Origin of the sequence: Streptomyces sp. NBC_00572 (assembly GCF_026341815.1) — a bacterium.
GTDB lineage: Bacteria > Actinomycetota > Actinomycetes > Streptomycetales > Streptomycetaceae > Streptomyces.
In genome coordinates, this window is record NZ_JAPENX010000001.1 from 301460 (window position 1) to 318437 (window position 16978).

At 69.2% G+C, this 16978-nt stretch carries 12 protein-coding genes; 3 read left to right on the top strand and 9 right to left on the bottom strand.

Annotation, left to right across the window (positions count from 1 at the left end):
• Positions 1-115 precede the first annotated feature (115 nt).
• Complete coding sequence (gene dop / locus OG514_RS01420; RefSeq protein WP_266889968.1) at positions 116-1627, bottom strand: depupylase/deamidase Dop; 1512 nt, start codon at positions 1625-1627, stop codon at positions 116-118.
• A 180-nt stretch (positions 1628-1807) separates the two neighbouring features.
• Positions 1808-3574, bottom strand: a complete 1767-nt coding sequence (gene arc / locus OG514_RS01425; RefSeq protein WP_266889970.1) for a proteasome ATPase — start codon at positions 3572-3574, stop codon at positions 1808-1810.
• A 254-nt stretch (positions 3575-3828) separates the two neighbouring features.
• Between arc and OG514_RS01430 the strand changes: the two genes are divergently transcribed.
• On the top strand, positions 3829-4140 hold the full coding sequence (locus tag OG514_RS01430; RefSeq protein ID WP_266889972.1) for a ferredoxin: 312 nt from the start codon (positions 3829-3831) through the stop codon (positions 4138-4140).
• Between the two features lie 4 nt (positions 4141-4144).
• Here the strand turns inward: OG514_RS01430 and OG514_RS01435 are convergent, their stop codons facing one another.
• From OG514_RS01435 to OG514_RS01445, 3 genes are all read right to left on the bottom strand, one after another.
• Positions 4145-4717, bottom strand: a complete 573-nt coding sequence (locus OG514_RS01435; RefSeq protein ID WP_266889974.1) for a hypothetical protein — start codon at positions 4715-4717, stop codon at positions 4145-4147.
• Positions 4718-4958: 241 nt separating this feature from the next.
• Positions 4959-5846 carry a tRNA (adenine-N1)-methyltransferase gene (locus tag OG514_RS01440; protein WP_015032448.1) on the bottom strand — a complete coding sequence of 296 codons (888 nt, stop codon included), beginning with the start codon at positions 5844-5846 and terminating at the stop codon, positions 4959-4961.
• 18 nt (positions 5847-5864) lie between these two features.
• Positions 5865-6998: a site-2 protease family protein gene (locus OG514_RS01445; protein WP_266900711.1), complete on the bottom strand. Its 1134-nt coding sequence runs from the start codon at positions 6996-6998 to the stop codon at positions 5865-5867.
• Positions 6999-7178: 180 nt separating this feature from the next.
• Between OG514_RS01445 and OG514_RS01450 the strand changes: the two genes are divergently transcribed.
• Both OG514_RS01450 and OG514_RS01455 read left to right on the top strand, forming a co-directional pair.
• Complete coding sequence (locus OG514_RS01450) at positions 7179-8081, top strand: PD-(D/E)XK nuclease family protein (RefSeq protein WP_266889980.1); 903 nt, start codon at positions 7179-7181, stop codon at positions 8079-8081.
• A gap of 43 nt (positions 8082-8124) precedes the next feature.
• Complete coding sequence (locus OG514_RS01455; protein ID WP_266889982.1) at positions 8125-8802, top strand: response regulator transcription factor; 678 nt, start codon at positions 8125-8127, stop codon at positions 8800-8802.
• Positions 8803-8877: 75 nt separating this feature from the next.
• Here the strand turns inward: OG514_RS01455 and OG514_RS01460 are convergent, their stop codons facing one another.
• The 4 genes from OG514_RS01460 to metH form a co-directional block, all read right to left on the bottom strand.
• A complete protein-coding gene (locus OG514_RS01460; RefSeq protein ID WP_266889984.1) occupies positions 8878-10458 on the bottom strand; it encodes an ABC transporter substrate-binding protein in 1581 nt (526 codons plus the stop codon).
• Between the two features lie 76 nt (positions 10459-10534).
• The gene (locus OG514_RS01465) at positions 10535-12127 is read right to left on the bottom strand and encodes an ABC transporter substrate-binding protein (RefSeq protein WP_266889987.1); all 1593 of its coding nucleotides are present in this window, start codon (positions 12125-12127) and stop codon (positions 10535-10537) included.
• 463 nt (positions 12128-12590) lie between these two features.
• Positions 12591-13289, bottom strand: coding sequence for an HAD family phosphatase (locus tag OG514_RS01470; protein WP_266889990.1), 699 nt, complete (start codon positions 13287-13289; stop codon positions 12591-12593).
• Positions 13290-13465: 176 nt separating this feature from the next.
• Positions 13466-16978 carry a methionine synthase gene (metH, locus tag OG514_RS01475; protein ID WP_266889993.1) on the bottom strand — a complete coding sequence of 1171 codons (3513 nt, stop codon included), beginning with the start codon at positions 16976-16978 and terminating at the stop codon, positions 13466-13468.

Sequence of the window (16978 nt, forward strand, 5' to 3'; positions counted from 1 at the left end):
AAGATCAGACCCTATAGGGCGGGTCCGATATCGGCCCCGCAGTTTCCACAACGTCCGAGCACTGTTTCCATGATTCCCAGCGCCGGAGCATTTCAGGCCCGTGTCGGGCCCCCGATCAGCCGCCGGACAGCACCCGCACCAGTTCCTCGGCCGTGCGGCAGCGGTCCAGGAGCGACTTCACATGGGCCTTGGTGCCGCGCAGCGGCTCCATGGTCGGGACGCGCTGGAGCGAGTCCCTGCCCGGCAGGTCGAAGATCACCGAGTCCCAGGAGGCCGCCGCGACGTCGTCGGCGTACTGCTCCAGGCACCGGCCCCGGAAATAGGCCCTGGTGTCCTCGGGAGGCGCGGTCTCGGCCCGCTCCACCTCGGTCTCGTCCAGGAGCCGCTTCATGCGCCCACGGGCCACCAGACGGTTGTAGAGGCCCTTCTCGGGGCGTACGTCCGCGTACTGGAGGTCCACCAGGTGCAGGCGCGCGGCGTCCCAGTCCAGACCGTCCCGGCGCCGGTAGCCCTCCATGAGCTCCCGCTTGGCGATCCAGTCGAGCTCGCCGGCCAGGCTCATCGGGTCGTTCTCAAGCCGGTTGAGCGTGTCCTCCCAGCGGATCAGGACGTCCTTGGTCTGCTCGTCGGCGTCCGCCCCGTACCTCTCCTCCACGTACTTCCTGGCCAGCTCGAAGTACTCCATCTGAAGCTGCACCGCGGTGAGTGTCCGGCCGCTGCGGAGCGTGACCAGGTACTGGAGGGTCGGGTCGTGCGAGACCTGGTGGAGGGTGCGCACCGGCTGGTCGACGGCGAGGTCCACGGTGATGAACCCGTCCTCGATCATCGAGAGGACCAGGGCGGTGGTGCCCAGTTTGAGGTAGGTGGAGATCTCCGAGAGGTTCGCGTCGCCGATGATCACGTGCAGCCGGCGGTACCTCTCGGCGTCGGCGTGCGGCTCGTCCCGGGTGTTGATGATGGGCCGCTTGAGGGTGGTCTCCAGGCCGACCTCCACCTCGAAGTAGTCGGCGCGCTGGCTGATCTGGAAGCCGTTCTTCCGCCCGTCCTGGCCGATGCCGACCCGCCCCGCGCCGGTCACGACCTGACGGGAGACGAAGAAGGGGGTGAGGTGGCGCACGATGTCCGAGAAGGGGGTCTCCCGCTTCATCAGGTAGTTCTCGTGCGTGCCGTAGGACGCGCCCTTGTTGTCCGTGTTGTTCTTGTAGAGGTGGATCGGCTGGGCCCCGGGGAGCTGGGCGGCCCGCTCGGCGGCCTCCGCCATGATCCGCTCGCCGGCCTTGTCCCAGAGGACGGCGTCGAGCGGGTTGGTGACCTCGGGCGAGCTGTACTCGGGGTGCGCGTGGTCCACGTAGAGGCGGGCCCCGTTGGTGAGGATCACGTTGGCCAGGCCGATGTCCTCGTCGGTGAGCTGGCTGGAGTCTGCGGCCTCGCGGGCGAGGTCGAAGCCGCGGGCGTCCCGCAGCGGGTTCTCCTCCTCGAAGTCCCAGCGGGCGCGGCGCGCCCGGTGCATCGCCGCCGCGTAGGCGTTGACGATCTGGGACGAGGTGAGCATGGCATTGGCGTTCGGGTGTCCCGGGACGGAGATCCCGTACTCCGTCTCGATGCCCATTACTCGCCGTACGGTCATGCGGCCCTCCTTGCCCGGCGGCGCTCACTGTGCGCGACTCGGCGGTACCGATGAGCCTAGAGCGGCTCCGCGCTGGTGGGGAGATCAGTTGCGTATTTCCCTGTGATGCCGGGGGAAATGCTGGATGAATGCGTCGGCTGCGGATGCCCGGTTTCCGGACATCCGCAGCCGGTGGGCGTTTTACAGGTACTGACCGGTATTGGCCACCGTGTCGATGGAGCGTCCGGTGTCCGCGCCCTGCTTTCCGGTGACGAGCGTGCGGATGAACACGATCCGCTCGCCCTTCTTTCCGGAGATTCGGGCCCAGTCGTCGGGGTTGGTGGTGTTGGGCAGGTCCTCGTTCTCCTTGAACTCGTCCACGCACGCCTGGAGGAGGTGGGAGACCCGGATGCCCTTCTGGTTGTGGTCGAGGAAGGCCTTGATGGCCATCTTCTTGGCCCGGTCGACGATGTTCTGGATCATCGCGCCGGAGTTGAAGTCCTTGAAGTAGAGGACTTCCTTGTCGCCGTTGGCGTACGTGACTTCGAGGAAGCGGTTCTCCTCGGATTCGGCGTACATCTGCTCGACGACGGACTGGATCATTCCGTGGGCGGCGGCGGCCTTGGAGCCGCTGTGCTCGGAGATGTCGTCGGAGTGCAGCGGCAGGGTGGCGGTGAGGTACTTCGCGAAGATGTCCTTCGCGGCCTCGGCGTCCGGACGCTCGATCTTGATCTTGACGTCGAGTCGGCCGGGTCGCAGGATCGCGGGGTCGATCATGTCCTCGCGGTTGGAGGCGCCGATGACGATGACGTTCTCCAGGCCCTCCACACCGTCGATCTCGGCGAGCAGCTGGGGGACGATGGTGTTCTCCACGTCCGAGCTGACACCGGAGCCGCGGGTGCGGAAGAGGGATTCCATCTCGTCGAAGAAGACGATGACGGGGGTGCCCTCGCTCGCCTTCTCCCGGGCACGCTGGAAGACGAGGCGGATGTGCCGCTCGGTCTCACCGACGTACTTGTTGAGGAGCTCGGGGCCCTTGATGTTGAGGAAGTAGGACTTCCCCGCGGGCTGGCCGGTCACCTCGGCGACCTTCTTGGCCAGGGAGTTGGCCACGGCCTTCGCGATCAGCGTCTTGCCGCAGCCCGGCGGCCCGTAGAGCAGGATGCCCTTGGGCGGCCGCAGTTCGTGCTCCTTGAAGAGGTCCGGGTAGAGGTACGGAAGCTCGACCGCGTCGCGGATCAGCTCGATCTGGTTGCCCAGACCGCCGATCTTCGTGTAGTCGACGTCCGGGACCTCTTCAAGAACGAGCTCTTCGACCTCGCTCTTGGGGACCACTTCGTAGACGTAGCCGGACCTGGAGTCGAGCAGCAGGGCGTCGCCGGGGCGGATGGTCACGTCCAGCAGAGGCTCGGCGAGCCTCACCACCCGCTCCTCGTCGGTGTGCCCGACCACCAGGGCGCGCTCGCCGTCCTCGAGGATCTCCTTGAGGGTGACGATGTCCCCGGCGCGCTCGTACTCCATGGCCTCGACCACGTTGAGCGCTTCGTTGAGCATGACTTCCTGGCCGCGCTTGAGCTCTTCGAGCTCGATGCTCGGGCTGACGTTCACCCGGAGCTTGCGGCCCCCGGTGAAGATGTCGCACGTGCCGTCCTCGTTGGCCTGCAGGAAGACACCGAAGCCGGCCGGCGGCTGTGCGAGCCGGTCGACCTCCTCCTTGAGTGCCACGATCTGGTCGCGGGCTTCACGGAGCGTGTTCGCCAGTCGTTCGTTCTGGGTGGACACGCCGGCCAGGTTGGTCTGCAGCTCGACGATCCGCTCTTCGAGAATCCTCGTGTGTCGCGGAGAGTCGGCGAGCTTGCGGCGCAGGACGGCGATTTCCTGCTCGAGATAGGCAACCTGACCGGCGGGGTCTTCAGACCCCCGCCCCGGCCGGATGCCGCGGTTGATGTCGTCGTCGTGGGCTGCCACGGTCCTCACCTCCTCCAAGGGGAGCTGGACGCTTCCTGACCCTACCTGCGTGGGTGGTGATTGAAACCCCTAGATCAAAAAGACTCCGAGGTGTGTCCGATCTTCACCCTTGCGCTTCCCCTGTCGACAGGGGAATACCCACCCTTTCACTGCTTGAAAGCGGGCGGTTGTATCGTCGTCATGGGTCAACACCCGTCAGAGGTGGCCCGACTTACCCGCGAGAAGCGATACGAGAAGCAGAAACGGCAGGAGATATGACCGTGCAGCACGAGGCTCCGTCCACGGGCGCCGCAGAGGCGCTGGAGGTCTGGATCGACCAGGACCTGTGCACCGGGGACGGGATCTGTGCGCAGTACGCTCCCGAGGTCTTCGAGCTGGACATCGACGGGCTCGCGTACGTGAAGAGCACCGACGACGAGCTTCTTCAGGACGCCGGTGCCACGACGCCGGTCCCGCTGACGCTGCTCCAGGACGTGGTGGACTCGGCGAAGGAGTGCCCGGGCGACTGCATCCACGTGCGCCGGGTCATGGACAAGGTCGAGGTGTACGGCCCCGACGCGGAGTGACGGTTCAGACGCCGCGCGCGTCGGCCTGTCCGGCGCGCACGAAGGCGCCGCCCTTCCAGCGCCAGCTGACCTGCTCCTTCTCGTCGGGGCAGCAGCTGGGGACGTCGGGGGACGAGTAGCCGAGCAGGGTGGCGTGCACGGCTCCGTCGCGTACGGCGAAGTCGGTGACGGTCCTGAGGAGCTCGGGTGCGACGAGCGTGGCCACCACGCGCGCGGGTGCGCCGGCCTCCTTGCCCCGGGTGAGGACGTAGACGCCGCTCGGTGGGGTGCCGGAGCCCGCTTCGCAGTGCACGACCGCAACGGTCTCGGGGTTCCCGTCCCCGTCCAGGTCCCCCGCGGCCCGCTTGGCGACCTTGTGGGCCACTCCCCCGCAGTCGATGGGGTAGTCGGCTCCGGTGGCCTCGGGTGCGGGGCGCGGGGCGGCGGTCGGGGCCGCGGTGGCTCCGGCGGGGCCGGGCTGCAGCAGGCCCGCGAGGGCGACGACCGCGGCGGTCGCGGTGGCGGTGGCCAGCCAGTGGGCCGACCGGGCGTGGGTGTGTGCGAGGTCCGCGAGGTCCGGGGCGGCGGAGGGCTGCACGCGAGACGTCTCCTGTGGGGGTGGTGCGGCGGGTTTCCGGCATCGTGCCACACGTCACAGGGGGACGGAACAGCTGGGGTCGCCTCGTACGAGGGGGATGCCCGCCGAACACGCACGGTCCGCCGAAGACGCACTGCGCCTGTCGAACACTCACGGCGCTCGCCGAACATGAGGACGCCGCCGTCGAGTTCCCTCCCGCGGGTGGGGAACTCGACGGCGGCGCACCGTGGGTGTCGGGACGTCAGCCCTTGTTGGGGCCTTCGTAGTCCTCGCCGTAGGCGCCCTTGGCGGGGCGGCGGCGGCGCATCGGGGGCTCGACGCCGTCCGCGAGGCGGCGGGCGGTGACGAGGAAGCCGGTGTGGCCGATCATGCGGTGATCGGGGCGGACGGCGAGGCCCTCGACGTGCCAGTTGCGGATCATGGATTCCCAGGGCTGCGGCTCGGCGTAGCAGCCGAACTCGCGGATGGACTCCACGGTGCGGGCGAGCTGGGTGGTGGTCGCCACGTAGCAGCAGAGGATGCCGCCGGGGACGAGGGCCTTGGAGACGGCCTCCAGGCACTCCCAGGGGGCGAGCATGTCCAGGATGACGCGGTCGACGTCGGTGTCGGACAGGTTGTCCTGGAGGTCGCCGACGGTCAGCTGCCACGCGGGGTGGGGACCGCCGAAGTAGCGCTCGACGTTGCCCTTCGCGATCTCGGCGAAGTCCTCGCGGCGCTCGTAGGAGTGCAGCATGCCGCTGTCTCCGATGGCGCGCAGGAGGAAGCTGCTCAGCGAGCCCGAGCCCACCCCGGCTTCCACGACGCGGGCGCCGGGGAAGATGTCGGCGAAGGCCAGGATCTGCCCCGCGTCCTTGGGGTAGACCACGGCGGCGCCGCGGGGCATGGACAGGACGTAGTCGGGGAGCAGGGGGCGCAGCGCGAGGTAGGCGACGTTTCCGGTGGTGCGGACAACGCTGCCCTCGGGGGCGCCGATCAGTTCGTCGTGCGGGAAAGAACCCTTGTGGGTGTGGAAGTTCTTTCCCTCTTCGAGCGTGAACGTGTAGTGACGGCCCTTGGGGTCGGTCAGCTGAACCTGGTCCCCGACCTTGAAGGGCCCGCGTCGGCGGGCGGCACCGGTCGGTTCGGACATGTGACCAGAGTACAAGGACTACGACGAGGGTCGTGCCATGGCCTGGACGAAGGCGCGCTCGACGTCGGTGGTGGAGAGGACTCCGTAGATCTCGCCGGTCTCCTCGACGACCAGGTATTCGGTGGCCGGGCTGGCGCGGAGGTGGTCGAGGAGGGGCTGGCCGGTGAGTTCGGCGGGGACGCGCATGCCGGCGGCGAGGTCCTGGGCGAGGGTGCTGACGGCGACCCAGGGGCGGCGGTGCTGGGGGACGGCGGCGATGGCGGCCTCCCGGACGATGCCGGTGGGGTCGCCGGTGGGGTCGACGACGACGAGGGCGCGGGCGCCCGCCTCGTTGGCGCGGCGGAGGGCCTCGGAGAGCGGGGTGGCGGGTTCGACGGGGATGGCACGGCGGGTGAGGCTGCGGGCGCGGAGCTCGGGGAGGTGTTCGCGCAGCCGGGCCATGCGGAGGCTGTTGCCGGCGCCGGTCCAGATGATCGCGGCGAGGATCGCGGCGAGCAGGGCGTCGGTGACGGTGTCGAGGCCGCTGATGTCGTCGGTGGAGTTGCCGAGGAGGCCGGTGCGGGTGAGCAGGGGCAGTCCGACGAGGACGAGGACGGCGAGGGCGCGGCCGACCCAGGCGGCGGCGATGGTGCCGCTCATGGGCTTGCCGGTGATCTTCCAGACGACGGCGCGGAGCATGCGGCCGCCGTCGAGGGGGAGCCCGGGCAGCAGGTTGAAGATCGCCACGATGAGGTTGGAGATCATCAGGCCGGCGAGGAGGACGCCGGGGACGGTGCCGGGCTCGACGGCGTACATGGAGAGATAGAACACGCCGGCGAGGGCGAGGGAGAGGAGGGGGCCGACGAAGGCGAGGACGAATTCGCGGCCGGGGGTCTCGGTCTCCTTCTCGATCTCGGAGACACCGCCGAAGAACTGGAGCTGGATGCGGCGCACCGGGAGTTTGAAGCGGAGCGCGGCGATGGTGTGGGCCAGTTCGTGGACGAGCACGGAGGCGTAGAAGGCGACGGCGAAGAACAGGGAGACGAGGTAGCGGGCGGCCCCGAGTTCGGGCAGGACGCGCTCGATCTGGTCGCCGAAGACCCAGGTGATGAGGGCGGCGACGAGGAACCAGCTGGGGGCGACGTAGACGGGCACGCCGAAGGGCCGGCCCATGAGGATCCCGCCGCCGGGCTCCTCGGTCCGCTGCGGCTTGGGCTCGTCCTGGTTCACGGGTTCCTTTCGTCGCGAGGTGTGACCCACGTCGGTGTGTCACGGTTCGATCATGCAGTGCGACGGGGTCCCAGGTCGATGGTATTCCGCTCGCTGTCGGTGGCGGGTCGTAGGGTCTTCGTCATGAGTACGAGCGAGCAGGTGCCGGCGGAGCCCCGGGCGCCCATGTCGTTGTCGCCGTCGCGGGCGAGCGATTTCATGCAGTGTCCGCTGCTGTACCGGTTCCGGGTGATCGACCGGCTGCCGGAGAAGCCGAGTGCGGCGGCGACGCGGGGCACGCTGGTGCACGCGGTGCTGGAGCGGCTCTTCGACGATCCGGCGGTGGAGCGGACGGCTCCGCGGGCGCGGGCGATGGTTCCGGGGCAGTGGGACCGGCTCCTGGAGTCGAAGCCGGAGCTGGGCGAGCTGTTCGCGGAGGACCCGGACGGCGAGCGGCTCGCGGGCTGGCTGGCGGAGGCGGAGCGGCTGGTCGAGCGGTGGTTCACGCTGGAGGACCCGACGCGTCTGGAGCCGGCCGAGCGTGAGCTCTTCGTGGAGACCGAGCTGGATTCGGGGCTGCGGTTGCGCGGAGTGATCGACCGGATCGATGTGGCGCCCTCGGGCGATGTCCGGATCGTCGACTACAAGACGGGCAAGGCGCCCCGGCCGGAGTACCGGGACGGCGCGCTGTTCCAGATGACGTTCTACGCGCTGGTGGTGTGGCGGCTGAAGCAGGTGATCCCGCGGCGGCTGCAGCTGGTGTATCTGGGCAGCGGGGAGGTGCTGTCGTACGACCCGGTGGAGGCGGATCTGCTGCGGGTGGAGCGGAAGCTGCTCGCCCTGTGGGAGGCGATCCGGCTGGCGACGGAGACGGGTGACTGGCGGCCGCGTCCGACGAAGCTGTGCGGCTGGTGTGATCACCAGGCGGTGTGTCCGGAGTTCGGGGGGACTCCCCCGGTCTATCCGCTGAAGATCGTTCCCGCGCGCCCGCCGGAGTCGGGCGAATCGGGTCAGGGCAGAATGGACCTGGCCCCGCCGGCGCCGTAGCGCCGGCGTACCTCGTGAGCTCAGGTCCTCTGAAGGAGCCCTTGTGACGATCCGCGTCCTCTTGGTCGACGATCAGCCGCTGCTGCGCACCGGCTTCCGGATGATTCTGGAGGCGGAGCAGGACATCGCGGTGGTGGGTGAGGCCGGGGACGGTCTCCAGGCGCAGGACCAGGTGCGGGCGTTGCAGCCGGACGTGGTGCTGATGGACATCCGGATGCCGCGGATGGACGGGGTCGAGGCGACCCGGCAGATCACGGGTCCGGGCCGGGACGGTCCGGCGAAGGTCCTGGTCCTGACGACGTTCGACCTGGACGAGTACGTGGTGGAGGCGCTGCGGGCGGGGGCGAGCGGTTTCCTCCTGAAGGACGCCCCGGCGACCGAGCTGGTGCAGGCGATCCGGGTGGTGGCGGCCGGTGAGGCGATGCTGGCGCCGTCGATCACGCGCCGGCTGCTCGACAAGTACTCGGCGCATCTGCCGACGGGCGAGGAGCAGATGCCCGACACGCTGAACACCCTGACGGACCGTGAGGTCGAGGTGCTGAAGCTGGTGGCGCGGGGTCTGTCGAACGCGGAGATCGCGGCGGACCTGTTCGTCAGCGAGACGACGGTGAAGACGCATGTGGGGCATGTGCTGACGAAGCTGGGCCTGCGGGACCGGGTGCAGGCCGCGGTGTACGCGTACGAGAGCGGTCTGGTGCGGCCGGGCGCCAACGGGCAGTAGTCCTTACGGGTACGACGAGAGGGGCCCGGTGCGCGTGACGCGCGCCGGGCCCCTCTCGTCGTGTCCTGAGGCGGGTCAGCCCTTGCGGATCTCCCAGAAGCGGAAGACCGTCGAGGAGTCGAGCGTCCATTCCAGGCCCGTGACGTCCTGGCGGGCGACGGCGTACTGCTTGCCCTGCCAGAGCGGCAGGAGGGGCAGCTGCTCGGCGACGAGGTCCTGGAGCTTGCCGTACTCGTCGGCGGTCGCGGCGCGGTCCGTGACGGCGGCGGTCCCGGGAAGGAGCCTGCCGGTGATGGTGGCGTTCTCGTAGTGGTTGCCGAGGACGTTGCCCTCGCCGAAGAAGGGGGCGGTGAAGTTGTCGGCGTCGGGGTAGTCGGGGACCCAGCCCTTGACGTAGACGCCGTACTTGCCGGCCGCGATGTCCTTCTCGTACTCGTCGTAGGCGACGGACTTGACGTCGGCGTCGAAGAGGCCGCTGGCGTTGAGCTGCTCGGCGATGGCCTTGAGCTCCTCGTCGGTGGACGGGCCGTAGCGGCTGGGGGTGGACCAGAGGGTGAGCTTCACCTTGTCGGTGATGCCGGCCCCGCGCAGGGCCTTCTTGGCCTTCGCCTTGTCGGGGGTGCCGTAGGTGTCGAAGAAGGCGGTGTTGTGTCCGGCGATGCCGGCCGGGACGATCGAGTACAGCGGCGTGGCCGTCGACTTGTAGACGCCTTCGACGAGGGCCTCGCGGTCGACGAGGTGGGCGATGGCCTGGCGGACGCCGAGCTTGCCGACGACCGGGTCCTTCATGTTGAAGACGAGGTGCTGGACCTCGGCGCTGCTGCCCTGGATGACCTGGATGCCCTTGTCGTCCGTGGTCTCGGAGGTTTCGAGGGCGGCGATGTCCTCGGCGGAGAGGCCTCGGTAGGCGACGTCTATCTCTCCGTCGGTGAGGGCCTTGGAGAGGGCGGAGCGGTCGCCTCGGTAGAGCTTGAGGGTGATGCCGTCGTTCTTGGCCTTCGCGGTGCCCCGGTAGCCGGAGTTGGCGGAGAAGGTGGCCTCGGTGTCGCCGAAGGAGTCCAGCTTGTAGGGGCCTGAGCCGGTCGCCTTGCCGTCGGTGCGCAGGGCGTCGGCGGGGTACTCGCGGTGGTCGACGATGGAGCCGGCGCCGGAGGCGATCTTGCTGGGGAAGGTGGCGTCGGGGACCTTGAGGTGGAAGACGACGGTCCGCTCGTCCGGGGTCTCGATGCTCTTGATGGTGGAGAGCAGCGGTGCGGGGCCGGAGGGGTCGGCGATCCTGAGGGCCCGCTCGAAGGAGAACTTGACGTCCTCCGAGGTGAGCTTGTTGCCGTTGGAGAAGGTGAGGCCGTCCCGCAGGGTGCAGGAGTACACCGTGCTGCCGGTGGAGAAGCCGCACTTGTCGGCGGCCTCGGGCTCGGGGACGGAGCCGCCCTTGGGGAAGGCGAGCAGGGACTGGAAGACGTTGTTGAACAGCAGCCAGGAGCCGGGGTCGTAGCCGGCCGCCGGGTCGGTGGCGAGGATCTCGTCGGACATGCCGACGCGTACGCCGTTGACGGAGTCGCCCGAGCCACCCTGCTCGGTGCCGCAGCCGCTGAGGAGGGCGGCGGACAGGCCGGCGGCGAGGGGGGCCGTCAGCCACTTGTTGTGCGTCTTCACAGAACGTGCCTCGTGATCTCTTGTCAGGCCGGCCGCGCGCGGGTGCGCGGCCGGTGTAACCGATCCAGTCGACGGGTTATGCGGTGGTGCCGCGGCCCAGTTCCCAGAGCAGGAGGTCGGAGGACGTGTTGAGGGCGTACTCGACTCCGTTGAGGTCGTCGCGGGCGGCGACGTACTGCTTGCCCTGCCACAGGGGCAGGACGGGTACGTCCTTGGCGACGATCTTCTGGATCTGGTTGAAGACGGGGCTCGCGGCGGTGCGGTCGGCCTGTCGGCGCGAGCGCGGGATGAGCTGGTCGCGGACGACCTTGTTCACGTACGGGGTGTTGAGGAAGTTGTCGCTGTCCAGGAACGGCGCGATGTAGTTGTCCGGGTCCGGGTAGTCCGGGAACCAGCCGAGTCCGTAGACGGCGTAGTCGCCGCGCTTCTGGGCGGTGCGGAACGTCGACCACTCGGCGCCCTGGACGGTGGCGTGGAAGAGTCCGCCGGCGCCGAGCTGCTTCTTGAGCGCCTCGAACTCCTGGGCGGTCTCGGCGCCGTAGTGGTCGGTGGTGTAGTTCAGGGTCAGCTCGACCGGGGTCTTGACGCCCGCGTCCTTGAGGAGCTTGGCGGCCCGGGCGTGGTCGGGCTCGCCGTACTCGTCGAAGAAGGGGGTGGCGTGGCCGGTGATGCTGGAGGGGATCAGCGAGTACAGGGGCTCGGCGGTGGGGCCGTAGACCCCGTTGACGAGGGCGCCTCGGTCGACGACGGCGGCCATGGCCTGGCGGACGGCCTTCTCCTTGACGGAGGGGGCGTCGGTGTTGAAGCCGAGGTAGCGGATCTCCAGGCCGGGGACCTCGGAGACCTTGATGCCTTCCGTGGGCTTCTCGGTGAGGTCCTTGATCTGCTGCCGGGTCAGGGAGCGGGCCATCATGTCGATGTCGTCGCTCTCCAGGGCCTGGCCCATGGAGTTCGCGTCGGCGTAGGGGCGCAGTTCGACCTTGTCGTTGCGCAGGGTGATGTCGCCCTTGTAGGCCGGGTTCTTGCTGAAGACGAAGCGGGTGGCCTTCTCGCCCTCGCGCTCGACCTTCATGGTGTACGGGCCGGAGCCGTCGACGTCGAAGCCGTCGCGGAGCTTTCCGGCCTCGTACTTGTTCTTGCTGAGGATGCCGGCGACCGGGGTGGAGAGCTTGTACGGGAAGGTGGCGTCGGGGGTCTTCAGGTGGAAGACGACCTCGTCGGTGCCCTTGGTCTCGACGGTGTCGATGTTCGCGAGGAGGGCGGCGGTGCCGTTGTCCGACTTGATCTTCAGCACGCGCTCGATGGAGAACTTGACGTCCTCGGCGGTGATCGGGGTGCCGTCGGAGAAGGTGAGTCCGGCGCGGAGCTTGCAGCGGTAGCTCTCGCTGGCCTTGTCGGAGAATCCGCAGCTCTGTGCGGCCTCGGGGACGGGCTCGCCGCTCTCGCGGGGCACGTGCATCAGGGTCTGGACGGTCTGACGCAGGATGTTCCAGGCGCCGGTGTCGTAGGCGAAGGCCGGGTCGAGCGGGGCGGGGGCGTCCGCCGTGGCGATGAACTGGTCCGTGGTGCCGACGACGATCGCTCCACCGTCCTCCGTTCCGCCACAGGCGGCGAGCAGGGGGGCGAGCAGTCCGGCCACGGCCGGCAGCACCAGGGTCTTGCGGTTCATCAGGGACGATCTCCTCATCCGGCACTGGGATACAGCGGTCAGTGGAACTCCGCCGCCGGCCGCCCGGTCGGGGCGGGAGCGATCGGGCCGGGTGTTGCGATCGGTCCTGTGTTCACGGCGACTTGGGTGTGCGCCGGTGCACGCGGGTTATGCGGCGAAGTACTCGCGAAAGATTAGTGGGCGGCGCCGCTATTGCCGGACCACGGGCGGCAGCGGGGGTAATCGCAGAGTGATCATGAATGCGGGGGCCTCGATAGTCATGCGTCGGATGATGCGGACGGTGGCGTCCGAATCGGGACACAAGGGGGCGCCGAAACGTGCACTTTTCGGTCATGGAACGCACGAAGGCCACCCACCGTCAGGCACTCTGCGTGACCAAGGTCACGCAGAGGCCTTTTCGGCGAATGGCCTGATCGTTTTCCCCGGGCGAAAGCGCATTCCGCGGGGGAACCTCAGGTAAAGCTCAGATTCCGGTGATCAGTGTGCGAAGGAAGGGCACGTCGACCTCTTCCAGGGAGCGCACGACGACCCGGCCCGGGGAGGCCGCGATCGGCGCGACGGAGGGCACCGCGACGACCCGGCAGCCCGCCGCCTCCGCGGCCGCCACTCCGGTCGCCGTGTCCTCGACGACGGCGCAGAGCGTGGGGTCGGCCCCGACGCCGCGGGCGGCCGTCAGATACGGCTCGGGGTGCGGCTTGGTCCGGGCGACCTCGTCCCCGGCGATGGTGAGGGTGAAGCGGTCACGGCCGAGCGAGTGGAGGACCCGGTCGATGATCCGCCGGTGCGAGGCGGAGACCAGTGCGGTCGGGATGGAGTGCTGGGCCAGCTCGGCGAGCAGCCGCTCGGCGCCCGGCATGAGGGGCACTCCGCGCGCGATGCGGTGCTCGAACTTCTCGTTGAGCAGGACCGTCAGCTCGGCGACCGTGATGTCGGCGCCGGTGGACTCGATGAGGTAGCCCGCGCTGCGGGTCATCGGGCCGCCGACGACGACGTCCTTCCAGGCCTCGTCCAGCCGGTGCCCGAGGTCGGCGAAGACCTCCACCTCCGCGTCCCACCAGAAGCCCTCGGTGTCGACGAGGGTCCCGTCCATGTCGAGGAAGACCGCTTGCAGGGCGGAGCTGCCGTTGGTACGGAACAGGGACGCGGGGACCGTACTGGTCATCCGGCACACCTCCATGGAGGGACGAGAAGGCCGGCCCCCCTCCCCGGTACGGGGAGGAAGACCGGCCTGCACTGGACCGATAAGTGTACGTCCGGATCACCGAAGAAGCGCGGATTTACCGTGGCGGGTGTCTTCTCCGGTCACCGAGCGTGTCGACGGGGGTGCCGACGGGCATGTCACCGGGCGTTGAAGTACTTCGCCTCGGGGTGGTGGATCACGATGGCGTCGGTGGACTGCTCGGGGTGGAGCTGGAACTCCTCCGAGAGGTGCACGCCGATCCGCTCCGGACGCAGCAGCTCCGCGATCTTCGCGCGGTCCTCCAGGTCCGGGCAGGCACCGTAGCCGAGCGAGAAGCGCGCGCCGCGGTACTTGAGGTCGAACATGTCCTCCACGTTCGCCGGGTCCTCGCCGCCGAAGCCCAGCTCGGCGCGGACGCGCGCGTGCCAGTACTCGGCGAGGGCCTCCGCGAGCTGCACGGAGAGGCCGTGCAGCTCCAGGTAGTCGCGGTAGGAGTCGGAGGCGAACAGCTCGGCCGTGGCCTCGCCGATCCTCGAACCGACGGTGACGACCTGGAGGCCGACGACATCGGTCTCGCCGGACTCCTCCGGGCGGAAGAAGTCCGCGAGGCAGAGGCGGCGGCCCCGGCGCTGGCGCGGGAACGTGAAGCGGGTCTGCTCGTTTCCGGCCTCGTCGAGGATGATCAGGTCGTCGCCCTTGGAGACGCACGGGAAGTAGCCGTGGACGACGGCCGCCTCCAGGAGGTTCTCCGTGTGGAGGCGCTCCAGCCAGCCGCGCAGCCGCGGCCTGCCCTCGGTCTCGACGAGCTCCTCGTACGAGGGTCCGTCACCGGCCCGGTTCTGCTTGAGGCCCCACTGGCCCTTGAAGAGGGCGCCCTCGTCGAGCCAGGAGGCGTAGTCCTTCAGCGGGATGCCCTTGACGACCCGGGTGCCCCAGAACGGCGGGGTCGGCACCGGGTTGTCGACGGAGACGTCGGAGCGGCCGCCGGGCTCCGGTTCGGCGACCTGGAGGGCGGCGGTGTCCCGCTTGACGACCCGGCGCTGCTTGAGCTCGGGGAGTACGGCCCCGGGGACGCCGCGCTTGACGGCGACGAGGGCGTCCATGAGGCGCAGGCCCTCGAAGGCGTCGCGGGCGTAGCGGACCTCGCCCTGGTAGATCTCGTGGAGGTCCTGCTCGACGTACGCCCTGGTGAGGGCGGCGCCGCCGAGGATCACCGGGTACTTGGCGGCCAGCTCGCGCTGGTTCAGCTCCTCCAGGTTCTCCTTCATGATCACGGTGGACTTCACGAGGAGGCCGGACATGCCGATGACGTCCGCCCGGTGTTCTTCCGCCGCCTCCAGGATCGCGGAGACCGGCTGCTTGATGCCGATGTTGACGACGTTGTAGCCGTTGTTGGAGAGGATGATGTCGACGAGGTTCTTGCCGATGTCGTGGACGTCACCGCGGACGGTGGCGAGGACGATCGTGCCCTTGCCGTCGGCGTCCGTCTTCTCCATGTGCGGTTCGAGGTACGCGACCGCCGTCTTCATGACCTCGGCGGACTGGAGCACGAACGGCAGCTGCATCTGACCGGAGCCGAACAGCTCGCCGACCGTCTTCATGCCGTCGAGCAGGATCTCGTTGACGATCTCCAGAGCGGGACGGATCGTCAGGGCCTCGTCGAGGTCGGCCTCCAGGCCGTTCTTCTCGCCGTCGATGATCCGTCGCTTCAGACGCTCGTCCAGCGGCAGGGCGAGGAGCTCCTCGGTCTTGCCGGCCTTCATCGACTTGGTGTTGACGCCCTCGAAGAGGGCCATCAGCTTCTGCAGCGGGTCGTAACCCTCGGCGCGCCGGTCGTAGATCAGGTCGAGCGCGGTGGTGACCTGCTCGTCGCTGAAGCGGGCGATCGGCAGGATCTTCGAGGCGTGGACGATCGCCGAGTCGAGGCCGGCCTTGACGCACTCGTCGAGGAAGACGGAGTTGAGCAGGATGCGCGCGGCCGGGTTCAGGCCGAAGGAGATGTTGGAGAGACCCAGGGTGGTCTGGACGTCCGGCCGGCGGCGCTTCAGCTCGCGGATCGCCTCGATCGTGGCGATGCCGTCCTTCCGGGACTCCTCCTGACCGGTGCAGATGGTGAAGGTCAGGGTGTCGATGAGGATGTCCGACTCGTGGATGCCCCAGTTGCCGGTGAGGTCCTCGATGAGCCGCTCGGCGATGGCGACCTTGTGCTCGACGCTGCGGGCCTGGCCCTCCTCGTCGATGGTGAGGGCGATGAGCGCGGCGCCGTGCTCCTGGGCCAGCCGGGTGACCTTGGCGAAGCGGGACTCGGGGCCGTCGCCGTCCTCGTAGTTGACCGAGTTGATGACGGCCCGGCCGCCGAGCTTCTCCAGGCCGGCCCGCAGGACCTCCACCTCGGTGGAGTCCAGGACGATCGGCAGGGTGGAGGCGGTGGCGAAGCGGCCGGCGAGCTCCTCCATGTCGGCGACGCCGTCGCGGCCGACGTAGTCGACGCAGAGGTCGAGCATGTGCGCGCCCTCGCGGATCTGGTCGCGGGCCATCTCGACGCAGTCGTCCCAGCGCGCCTCCAGCATGGCCTCGCGGAACTTCTTGGAGCCGTTGGCGTTGGTGCGCTCGCCGATCGCCATGTACGCGGTGTCCTGCCGGAACGGCACGGTCTGGTAGAGCGAGGCGGCGCCGGGCTCGGGGCGCGGGTCGCGGGTGCCGGGGGTGAGGTCCCGGACGCGCTCGACGACCTGGCGCAGGTGCTCGGGGGTCGTACCGCAGCAGCCGCCGATCAGGGAGAGGCCGTACTCGCGGACGAAGGTCTCCTGGGCGTCGGCGAGCTCGCCGGGGCCGAGCGGGTAGTGGGCGCCGTCGGAGGTGAGGACGGGCAGGCCGGCGTTGGGCATGCAGGAGAGCGGGATGCGCGAGTGGCGGGCGAGGTAGCGGAGGTGCTCGCTCATCTCGGCGGGGCCGGTGGCGCAGTTCAGGCCGATCATGTCGATGCCGAGCGGCTCCAGGGCCGTCAGGGCGGCTCCGATCTCGGAGCCCAGGAGCATAGTGCCGGTGGTCTCGACGGTGACGGAGACGATGAGCGGCAGGTCGATGCCGAGGACGTCCAGGGCGCGGCGGGCGCCGATGACGGAGGCCTTGGTCTGGAGCAGGTCCTGGGTGGTCTCGACGAGCAGGGCGTCGGCGCCGCCGGCGATGAGGCCTTCGGCGTTCTGCTGGTAGGCGTCGCGCAGCAGGGGGTACGGGGCGTGGCCGAGGGTGGGGAGCTTGGTGCCGGGGCCGATGGAGCCGAGGACCCAGCGCTGGCGGCCGGTGGTGGCGGTGAACTCGTCGGCGACCTCGCGGGCGATGCGGGCGCCGGCCTCGGAGAGTTCGTGGACGCGCTCGGGGATGTCGTACTCGCCCAGGGCGGCGTGGTTGGCGCCGAAGGTGTTGGTCTCGACGCAGTCGACGCCGGCGGCGAAGTACTCCTGGTGCACCGAACGGACGATGTCGGGCCTGGTGATGTTCAGGATCTCGTTGCAGCCTTCGAGGTTCTGGAAGTCCTCAAGGGTGGGGTCCTGTGCCTGGAGCATGGTGCCCATGGCGCCGTCGGCGACGACGACTCGGCTGGCGAGTGCCTCGCGGAGGGCTGCGGCGCGGTTCCGGCTGTCAGCGGAAGGGGTCGGCAACGAGGCCAT

Excerpts from the sequence above, each read along its gene's own strand:
- OG514_RS01440 (WP_015032448.1), bottom strand. The coding sequence starts at position 5,846 with ATGTCCGAACCGACCGGTGCCGCCCGCCGACGCGGGCCCTTCAAGGTC.
- OG514_RS01450 (WP_266889980.1), top strand. The coding sequence starts at position 7,179 with ATGAGTACGAGCGAGCAGGTGCCGGCGGAGCCCCGGGCGCCCATGTCG.
- OG514_RS01445 (WP_266900711.1), bottom strand. The coding sequence starts at position 6,998 with ATGGGCCGGCCCTTCGGCGTGCCCGTCTACGTCGCCCCCAGCTGGTTC.
- OG514_RS01430 (WP_266889972.1), top strand. The coding sequence starts at position 3,829 with ATGACCGTGCAGCACGAGGCTCCGTCCACGGGCGCCGCAGAGGCGCTG.
- OG514_RS01465 (WP_266889987.1), bottom strand. The coding sequence starts at position 12,127 with ATGAACCGCAAGACCCTGGTGCTGCCGGCCGTGGCCGGACTGCTCGCC.
- OG514_RS01470 (WP_266889990.1), bottom strand. The coding sequence starts at position 13,289 with ATGACCAGTACGGTCCCCGCGTCCCTGTTCCGTACCAACGGCAGCTCC.
- dop (WP_266889968.1), bottom strand. The coding sequence starts at position 1,627 with ATGACCGTACGGCGAGTAATGGGCATCGAGACGGAGTACGGGATCTCC.
- metH (WP_266889993.1), bottom strand. The coding sequence starts at position 16,978 with ATGGCCTCGTTGCCGACCCCTTCCGCTGACAGCCGGAACCGCGCCGCA.